The 7,154-nt window shown below is 43.2% G+C and carries 4 protein-coding genes and 1 pseudogene; all 5 read right to left on the bottom strand.

What is annotated here, in order from left to right:
- Positions 1–399: 399 nt before the first annotated feature.
- Positions 400–1,344 (bottom strand): tyrosine-type recombinase/integrase, encoded by a 945-nt coding sequence (locus BSCG_RS04245; RefSeq protein ID WP_008777180.1) that lies wholly within the window; start codon positions 1,342–1,344, stop codon positions 400–402.
- Between the two features lie 360 nt (positions 1,345–1,704).
- Positions 1,705–3,411 carry a serine protease gene (locus BSCG_RS04250; RefSeq protein ID WP_008777179.1) on the bottom strand — a complete coding sequence of 569 codons (1,707 nt, stop codon included), beginning with the start codon at positions 3,409–3,411 and terminating at the stop codon, positions 1,705–1,707.
- A 1-nt stretch (position 3,412) separates the two neighbouring features.
- A complete protein-coding gene (gene rlmB / locus BSCG_RS04255; RefSeq protein WP_008777178.1) occupies positions 3,413–4,156 on the bottom strand; it encodes a 23S rRNA (guanosine(2251)-2'-O)-methyltransferase RlmB in 744 nt (247 codons plus the stop codon).
- 41 nt (positions 4,157–4,197) lie between these two features.
- On the bottom strand, positions 4,198–5,859 hold the full coding sequence (recN, locus tag BSCG_RS04260) for a DNA repair protein RecN (protein WP_004304014.1): 1,662 nt from the start codon (positions 5,857–5,859) through the stop codon (positions 4,198–4,200).
- Between the two features lie 26 nt (positions 5,860–5,885).
- A pseudogene (gene coaBC / locus BSCG_RS04265) lies at positions 5,886–7,096 on the bottom strand (bifunctional phosphopantothenoylcysteine decarboxylase/phosphopantothenate--cysteine ligase CoaBC).
- Between the last annotated feature and the right edge of the window lie 58 nt (positions 7,097–7,154).

The raw sequence follows: 7,154 nt of genomic DNA, 5'->3' as shown, positions 1-7,154 counted from the left end.
ACTAGGCCCGGCATTTACTGATTTCGGTTTCGTTAAAATCATATTTTTTTACCCCATGTTCATCCGTTACTTCTTAGGTAACGGACAACACACATATAGAATACACATCGCTGTGAAAAAAAGAAAAAAATCGATTATGAGGGAATATAAAAGCGGGCACCTAACATTCAATATAAAACATTCTTGAATTTAGGTAATAAAAAGCCTTTGAGCATGAAGATGTTATCCTTCATGTTCAGATAGATTTATGTTGCATATTTTAGAGAAAAAGGAAAAAAAGAAGTTTATTGTTTGTTTGCTATTAATATTTTTACCTATCTTTGTAGCGAATATAATTCCGTTACCTAAGAAGTAACATCAGCATTAAGTCCCTAATCCATAATGCTTTAATAATATTAATCAGAGCATTTTAAAATTACAAACGTAAGAATAATTCAATTTATTTACCTTTGTTCTTTCTTCCAATTCGAAACCCTTTAAATATATCTGTGTTGTTTTAATAGATTTGTGTCCTAGTGATTCGCTAATCATTTCGATAGGTACACCTCTGTACTTAGCAGTCGTAGCCCAAGAATGACGAAGCGTATACGACGTGACGGGCGAATGTAGCCTTAATTTTCTAGACAGGCTTTTCAACTCATTATTAAAACGTCTCAAAACTGACTGATACTCACGATAGGCTCCTTCTTCATTCCGCTTGTACGCTCCGCTTAATATCCGGAAAAGATAATCAGGATAGCCAGAACTCCGGGCGTCAGATTTATTGTACAATCCCCCAATTGCATTCTGCGCTGACTCCAGCACTTCTATACTCATAGGAGTACCGGTCTTGGTACGATTGTACTTCAAAAGCCCCCGCTCCAGATTGGACTTTTCCAAATGGGCTAAATCAGAAAAAGGCATTCCACAAAACTGAAATAACAGATTGGCAATGGCCTGCGTCCGACGAAGCTTTTCCGATTGAGGATCTTTGTTTAATAGCATGTGAAGTTCGCTGATCGGGATAGCTTTCTTCTGACGTGTGTCCACCCCGGTAAAAACATCCCGGAACAAACCATGTACATAAGGAGCCTGATGCATATCGACACCACGGTTGTAGATACTACGCAACATACGCATATACGTAGAAATCGTATTGGGCTTCAAACGGGAAGCCATCAGATAGTTGCTATACCTCTTTAGAGTTTCACGGTTTATCTTACTAAACGTGATGGATTGAGTTCCACAAAACTGCGAAAAAGAACGAATAGCGTGTTTATACACATGGGCCGTAGAATAACGACCCTCTTGTCGCAAACAATCGATGTAATTGTTTGCACAAATAGTAAATCGATTTTTTTCCATAAATTATAACTTATCTCATACGTGTTATTAAAAACGTGCGGAATATAGTAAGATTATAAATAAAATGAACCACAATTTTAAATTTACTTACTGTTTTAGATAGAATTTCGAATTATTTCTAAAAAAAATAAGTGAAGCCATGCAGTATTTTCAATAACCATGCATTTAACTTATAAAAGAGGGGAAAAAGGGAAATCAAACCATATATCATTAAAACCTACAACCTGAACTTAACAAGTGAAGTGGGGAAAAATAAAAAAAGAGAGAGAGTTTTTTATACAACGTCCCCAAAAACGAGGAATCCCTGCCAATTTTCGAGTTGGCAGGGATTCATTTTTTATCTTCAAGAAGATGATCTTTTTACTTGCAGTATTTGGTTATCAATTCATCTGCATTCGGATCACCCAATTCTTTCGCATTCTTAAAGTTGCCGCAAGCTTCATCTGTCTTCTTCAGCTGTATCTGGCAAAGTCCCAATAAACGGTAAGCCTCACCATATTTAGGATCAGTCTTCAATATATTATTTAAAATCTGAATGGCTTCTTCATACCGTCCTACACGGAGGTTTACAACTGCATGCTCTGCCTGGTAGGTGAGGTCTGTCGGATTCATCTCGATGGCCTTGGCAATATCGTCTAAAGCGCGTTGAAACTGACGTGCTTTCAAAGCTGCCTGTTCGCGATAATAATAGAACACGTCGTTCACTTCTCCCTTGACTGCCGTATGGTAAGCATCATAATCGAGCATTGCATTTCGCGCCTGATCGGCATTCATATTCATCTGCGCACGTTCCAACAAATATGGAGCAAAGTCGGCCGTAATCGGTTGCGGGCAACGGGCAATACAGCTATCCATTAAGGCTACCACTTCTTTCGGATCCCCTTTCAGCAGTTCTTTCGTCTTGGCAGCACTAAAGAAAGTGGCCGGAGAAGCAATATTGCTAGTATTTACCTTTTCATAAGCAGCCAAAGCACCAGCATAGTCTTGTTGGGCAAACAGTATATCACCTTCCATTTGAATGTAAATTGGCAGCGGATCAATAGCGATTGCCTGACGGACATTCTTCAAAGCAGTGTCATACGTCCAGTCTTTATAAGTTTTCTCCGGCTTCGATAATTGATAAGCATACATTAGCTTACCTATATTATAATATACATCATCTTTCTTCTGGGCTACTTTCAGAGCCTGATTAAAGTCGGCAACGGCTTTATCATACCAGGTCTGATCGTCTTTACCTTTAGATGCATAATAATTGGCACGACGGAGATAACCATCTGCATTGGCAGGGAACTGGCGAATGAAGTCATCCAACAGCTTTTCATAGTCCTCGCCCGAGAGGCTCGAAGAGGCCATGAACAGATACACTAATGCCTGATCTTCCGTTTCGGGTAAACCTTTCCGGATACCAATGCTTTTCAAGGCAGCGTCTCCCAAAGAAAGAGCACTGATTTTCTGCGACATGGCAAAAGCTGCTCCCGCCGCATAACAAGTAGTCACCGTATCGATACCGGATGATTTCTGCGCAATACCAAATACCTGACCTTCCGCATTCATCACCGGACAGCTCACCATCTTATCTTTCATATGCATGCTCAATGTATAATAATGGTATTCTCCGGCTACTTTGGAAACATCTTTCACCTTACCAGTAACGCAAGCGATACTTTTTTGTGTAGAATAAGGAAGCATCCACGCATCGGCTCCTGTCACCGGGGCTGTTTTAGCAACGACCAGTGCAGGCACTTTCTTCTCGGTGATAGCCACACGAAACTTAATGACATCATACATGTCATTCGCTCCAAGTATTAGGCTGACCGGCATCTGCTTGCCTTCGGAAGTAATCACTACCGCACGTTCAGCTCCTTTAAAAAGAGTATAATCTGATAAAGCCAATCCGTCTTCGGACACAAAGAATCCGTTTCCCGTATTCAGCATTTTATCATTCTTGTCATAAGTCACTATTGAGAAGACTGCACGTTTTGCCTTCTCTACCCATTTTGGGGTTTGTGCCATGCTTCCTTGTACCAGGAAGAAAAGCAGTAAAGGTAGAATTAAAATCTTCTTCATATCAGTCATTGTTTCTTTGTTTCACAGCTTCGTAAATCAGGATACCGGCAGCTACAGAGACATTCAGGGATTCGATAGTGCCCAGCATCGGAATTTTCACCCATTCATCACAGAGGGCAAGGTTTTCATAAGAAACTCCTGTATCCTCCGCTCCCATTATGATGCAGAGGGGACCTGTATAATCGGCCTTGGTATAGTCATAATCTCCTTTTTCGGTAGCAGCCACAATGCGGAAACCACTGTCTTTCAGATATTGCAGAGTCGAACGGAGGTTCTGTTCACGGCATACCGGAAGAGTATGTAGCGCTCCTGCCGATGTTTTTACGGCATCAGCATTGACCGACACACTACCCCGGACAGGAATAATCACGGCATCGACAGCTGCACATTCGCAGGTACGTGCAATCGCCCCGAAATTGCGTACATCAGTCACTCCGTCGAGCATAACAAAAAACGGATTTTTTCCTTGCTCAAACAAGAAAGGAACAAGATCCTCCGCTTTCTGATAAGTCACAGAAGAAATGAAGGCGATCACTCCTTGATGATTTTTCCGGGTAATACGGTTGATACGCTCTACCGGAACACGCTGAACAGGTATCAGCGTACCTTTCAAAGCTGCAAAAAGCTCCTTGGAAAGATCACTTTGAATATCTTTCTTCACGAGGATCTTATCTATCTCTTTTCCAGCCTGAAGGGCTTCTATCACGGCACGAACGCCGAAAATCATTTCACTTTTATCTAACATCTGGTTGATTTACTATTTTACTATTTACTATTCACTATTTATCAGTTGCGGGCAAGCAGGGATTTGGCATTGCTAAGGGCAGCTTCGGTCAGAGTGGCACCACTAAGCATGTGAGCTATTTCCTCTACCCGTTCTTCGTCAGTGAGACGGCGGATATGGCTGTTGGTTTCCGTATCGCTATCTTTCTTGTATACCTTATAATGAGCACGCCCACGGGCAGCAATCTGCGGCAGGTGGGTGATACTGATTACCTGACGGTTGCGGTCGCCCATCTCCTGCATCATGTCCGCCATACGGTCGGCTATTTCACCGGAGACTCCGGTATCTATTTCATCAAATACGATGGTCGGCAGCTTGACGGCTCCGGCAATCATCGCCTTGATAGAAAGCATGACACGGGCGATTTCACCTCCTGAAGCTACAGAAGAGATATTCTGCAAGGTGCCGTTCTTATTGGCGGAAAACAGGAAGTTGACTGTATCTTCTCCTTGCAATCCCGGCTCTTTCTTCAGTCCCATTTCTATCTGGAAACGAACATTCGGCATTCCTAATGGAATCAACCGGACAGCCAGCTGTTTTTCTACTTCACGAGCAGCTTTCGTACGGGCTTTGGTCAGCACTTCTGCCTGTTGTTTCACTTGTTTATATTGTTCCTCTTTGCGAGCAGTCAGTTCGGCGATACGCTCATCATAGGAAGTGATGTCCGACAATTTGCTGCGGTATTCATCCGTTAGCGCTATCAATTCATCAAGGGTTTGTACCCGATGTTTCTGCTGTAAGGAATAAATCAGATTCAACCGTTCATTCACTTCGTCCAGACGAACCGGATTGAATTCAACGGAGTCACTTTGTAAAGAGACTTCGTGCGAAATATCTTTCAGTTCGATATAAGCGCTCTCCATACGTTCGGTAAGTTCTTTGGCCGGCTGATATACTCTTTGCAGATTATTCAGTGTATTCAGACTGTCTTTCAGATAAGAAAGCAAGCCACCTTCATCCGAAGCAAACGACTGCTCCACCCGGTAAAGTCCGGCTTTTATCTCTTCTGCATGACTTAATGTTTCAGCTTCCTGCTCCAGTTCTTCCTGTTCGCCTTCCACCAAACAGGCTTCTTCGAGCTGTTCGAGTTGGAAGCGGATATAATCTTCATCGGAGCGACTTTTCTCTGCCAGTGACACTAATTCAGCGAGTTCGCGATCTGTCTGTTTCCATTCGTCATAACACAGATGATATTTCGCCAATGCAGCGTCATTATGCGCCAGAATATCAAGCACATTCAACTGAAATCCTTCTTTATTAAGCAGCAGATTCTGATGTTGCGAATGTACATCTATCAGCTGTTCGCCCAGCTCTTTCACTTGTGCCAACGAAGCAGGAGTATCGTTGATGAATGCCCGGCTCTTACCGGAAGACTGCACTTCACGACGCAAAATGCACTCTTCATCATATTCCAACTCGTTTTCTTCGAAAAACGGACGCATACCATAGGCAGATATATCGAAACGTGCCTCTATGATACATTTGGAAGCTCCGTGGCGAATCGCTTTCACATCGGCACGCTGTCCTAACAGGAGTCCGATAGCTCCCAGAATAATTGATTTTCCGGCTCCCGTTTCACCTGTTATAACGGAAAAGCCTGTTTCAAAACTGATATCCAGTTTTTCTATCAATGCGTAATTCTGAATGTATAGTGAACGTAACACCTTCTATTTTAATTAAAGATTAAAAATTAAAAACCGGAAGACAGAGTGGCTACCAGACGGTCGATGATGTCTTGGGCTACTTCCGTCTTCGGCTTCAGAGGATAGTCTGTACGACCTTTCCTGTCGATGATACTTATTTTATTGGTATCATGGCGAAAACCGGCTCCAGCATCATTCAACGAATTGAGCACAATAAAGTCGAAGTTTTTGCGTTCGAGCTTTCCTTCGGCATTCTGCTGCTCATTATTGGTTTCGAGGGCAAAGCCAACCAATAACTGATTTTTCCCTTTCAGTGCTCCTAAATTGGCAGCGATGTCTTGTGTTGCCTGAAGATGGAGGGTTAGTTCCTCTTCTTTCTCCCGCTTAATCTTCTTGTCGGCCACTGTTTCCGGACGGTAGTCGGCTACTGCCGCACAAAGAATACCTGCATCAGCATCTGGAAAATAGATCTGTGAAGCCGCATACATTTCTTCTGCTGATTCCACATCTACACGCCGGATACGGGAATGTTTCGTTTTGAGCTGCACAGGACCTGTTATCAATGTCACCTGCGCTCCGCGACGGGCACATTCTTCTGCCAACGCAAATCCCATCTTTCCGGAAGAATAATTGCCTATGAAACGCACCGGGTCAATTTTTTCGTAAGTCGGTCCGGCTGTAATCATCACTTTCTTCCCGGATAGTTCATCACTCGAAGCGAAGAATTCATCCAATACTCGGATGATGTTTTCCGGCTCTTCCATACGTCCCTTTCCTACCAAGTGGCTGGCTAATTCTCCTGTTCCCGGCTCGATAATGTGATTACCGTAAGAACGCAGGATATCCAGATTTTTCTGGGTGGCGGGATGGGCAAACATATCGAGATCCATTGCCGGAGCAACAAACACGGGAGCTTTTGCCGAAAGATAAGTTGTTATGAGCATATTGTCGGCTATTCCATTGGCCATTTTACCGATAGTAGAGGCAGTGGCAGGTGCAATCAATACAGCATCCGCCCACAATCCGAGATCGACGTGGCTATTCCACGTTCCGTCACGCTGGGCAAAAAACTCACTGATGACCGGTTTGCTGGTCAAAGCCGAAAGAGTGATGGGAGTAATAAATTCTTTTCCCGCCGGAGTAATTACGACTTGCACTTCCGCTCCCTGTTTTATCAGTCCGCGAATGATATAGCACGCCTTGTACGCGGCAATACTGCCGGTAATTCCAAGAATTTATTTTTTTTTCCTTTTAGCATTATTTTGTAATCAAATTACTCATTTCACGCAAACGGATTTTTGTCAATGCCGCCTTAG

This window comes from Bacteroides sp. 2_2_4, assembly GCF_000157055.1.
In the GTDB taxonomy this organism is placed as follows: domain Bacteria; phylum Bacteroidota; class Bacteroidia; order Bacteroidales; family Bacteroidaceae; genus Bacteroides; species Bacteroides ovatus.
This window is presented reverse-complemented; position numbering and strand designations above follow the sequence as displayed.

Coding starts and splice junctions, on each gene's coding strand:
- BSCG_RS04245 (WP_008777180.1), bottom strand. CDS start 1,344: ATGGAAAAAAATCGATTTACTATTTGTGCAAACAATTACATCGATTGT.
- BSCG_RS04250 (WP_008777179.1), bottom strand. CDS start 3,411: ATGAAGAAGATTTTAATTCTACCTTTACTGCTTTTCTTCCTGGTACAA.
- rlmB (WP_008777178.1), bottom strand. CDS start 4,156: ATGTTAGATAAAAGTGAAATGATTTTCGGCGTTCGTGCCGTGATAGAA.